The sequence below is a fragment of the Streptomyces sp. NPDC006265 genome, from assembly GCF_040613555.1.
Classification (GTDB): Bacteria; Actinomycetota; Actinomycetes; order Streptomycetales; family Streptomycetaceae; genus Streptomyces.
The window spans coordinates 1-2,276 of sequence record NZ_JBEXSH010001156.1 but is presented as its reverse complement, the minus strand read 5'-3'; the positions used below and the strand labels follow the sequence as shown (position 1 = coordinate 2,276).

At 70.4% G+C, this 2,276-nt stretch carries 3 protein-coding genes; all 3 read right to left on the bottom strand.

The window, feature by feature from the left end; translation table 11 throughout:
- Positions 1-301, bottom strand: a 301-nt coding sequence (locus ABZ281_RS46480; protein WP_356664556.1) for a biotin/lipoyl-containing protein, incomplete at its 3' end; no start/stop codon positions are given.
- 10 nt (positions 302-311) lie between these two features.
- Positions 312-1,289 (bottom strand): alpha-ketoacid dehydrogenase subunit beta, encoded by a 978-nt coding sequence (locus tag ABZ281_RS46475; protein ID WP_356664554.1) that lies wholly within the window; start codon positions 1,287-1,289, stop codon positions 312-314.
- Between the two features lies 1 nt (position 1,290).
- Positions 1,291-2,276 (bottom strand): pyruvate dehydrogenase (acetyl-transferring) E1 component subunit alpha (pdhA, locus tag ABZ281_RS46470; RefSeq protein WP_356664552.1); only part of this gene is annotated, 986 nt, incomplete at its 5' end.

Here is a 2,276-nt window from a genome sequence, read left to right as displayed (position 1 = left end):
CGGGCGGCTGCTCGGCGGCGGGCGCGGGTGCGGCGCTGCCGCCGCCCACGTCCACCGAGATGATCGCCGTGCCCACGTCGACCGTGGTGCCCTCGGGGAAGTGCAGGTCCCGGACCACGCCGTCGTACGGGATGGGCAGCTCGACGGCCGCCTTCGCCGTCTCCACCTCGCAGACCACCTGGCCGTCGGTGACCGTGTCACCGGGCTGGACGTACCACTTGAGGATCTCGGCCTCGGTGAGTCCCTCGCCCACGTCGGGCATCTTGAACTCGCGCACGGACGCTTCCGTCATCGTCGTCACGACCCTCTCCTCAGTACGCCAGCGAGCGGTCGACGGCGTCCAGTACCCGGTCCAGGTTCGGCAGGTACTCCTCCTCCAGGCGGGCCGGCGGGTACGGCGCGTGGTAGCCGCCGACCCGGAGCACCGGGGCCTCCAGGTGGTAGAAGCAGCGCTCCGTGATCCGCGCGGCGATCTCCGCGCCCGACCCGAAGAACACCGGGGCCTCGTGGACGACGACCAGGCGGCGCGTCTTCTCCACCGAGGCCTGGACCGAGTCGAAGTCGAGCGGGGAGACCGAGCACAGGTCCAGGACCTCCAGGTTCTTGCCCTCCTCGGCGGCGGCGTCGGCCACCTCCTGGCAGAGCTTCACCATCGGGCCGTAGGCGGCCAGGGTCAGGTCGGTGCCCTCGCGGACCACCTGGGCCTTGTGCAGCGGGCCCGGGATCGCCTCCGCGTTGACCTCGCCCTTGTCCCAGTAGCGGCGCTTGGGCTCGAAGAAGATCACCGGGTCGTCGCTCTGGATGGCCTGCTGCATCATCCAGTACGCGTCCGACGCGTTCGAGGGGCTGACCACCTTCAGGCCCGCAACGTGCGCGAAGAGCGACTCGGGCGACTCCGAGTGGTGCTCCACCGCGCCGATGCCGCCGCCGTAGGGGATGCGCACGACGACCGGGAGCTTGACCTTGCCCAGCGAGCGGGCGTGCATCTTCGCGAGCTGCGTGACGATCTGGTCGTACGCCGGGAAGACGAAGCCGTCGAACTGGATCTCCACCACCGGGCGGTAGCCGCGCAGGGCCAGGCCGATCGCGGTGCCGACGATGCCCGACTCGGCGAGCGGGGTGTCGATGACGCGGCCCTCACCGAAGTCCTTCTGCAGGCCGTCCGTCACCCGGAAGACGCCGCCGAGCTTGCCGACGTCCTCGCCCATGATCAGGACCTTGGGGTCGGACTCCAGGGCGCGGCGCAGCGACTCGTTGATCGCCTTGGCCAGTGCCATCTTGTCGGCCATCTCAGTTACCCCCCTCATCGGCGAAGGACGCCTGGTACGCGGCGAACTGGGCGCGCTCCTCGTCGACGAGCGCGTGCCCGTCCGCGTAGGCGTTCTCGAAGATCGCGAAGTGGTCCGGGTCCGGCATGGCACGGACCGCCTCGCGCACTCGTTTGCCCAACGCCTCGGACTCGGCCTCCAGTTCCGCGAAGAACCCCTCGTCCGCGTGGTTTGAAGACTCCAGGTAGCGGCGCAGGCGCAGGATCGGGTCCTTGGCCTCCCAGGCCTGGCGCTCCTCGTCGCCCCGGTAGCGGGTCGGGTCGTCGGAGGTGGTGTGAGCGCCCATGCGGTAGGTGAACGCCTCGACGAGGGTCGGGCCCTCGCCGGTGCGGGCCCGCTCCAGGGCCCAGCGGGTGACCGCGAGGACGCCGAGCACGTCGTTGCCGTCCACCCGGACGCCCGGGAAGCCGAAGCCCTGGGCGCGCTGGTAGATCGGCACACGGGACTGCTTCTCGGTCGGCTCGGAGATGGCCCACTGGTTGTTCTGGCAGAAGAACACGACCGGGGCGTTGTAGACCGCGGAGAAGGTGAAGGACTCGGCCACGTCGCCCTGGCTGGAGGCGCCGTCGCCGAAGTACGCGATCACCGCGCTGTCGGCGCCGTCCTTGGCGACGCCCATGGCGTAGCCGGTGGCGTGCAGCGTCTGGGAGCCGATGACGATCGTGTACAGCTGGAAGTTGTTGCTGTTGGGGTCCCAGCCGCCGTTGTTCACACCGCGGAACATTCCCAGCAGGTTGGCCGGGTCGACGCCGCGGCACCAGGCCACGCCGTGCTCGCGGTAGGTCGGGAAGACGTAGTCGTCCTCGCGCGTGGCCCGGCCCGACCCGATCTGGGCGGCTTCCTGGCCGAGCAGCGACGCCCACAGGCCCAGCTCGCCCTGGCGCTGCAGGGAGGTGGCCTCGGCGTCGAAGCGACGGGTGAGCACCATGTCGCGGTAGAGGCCGCGGA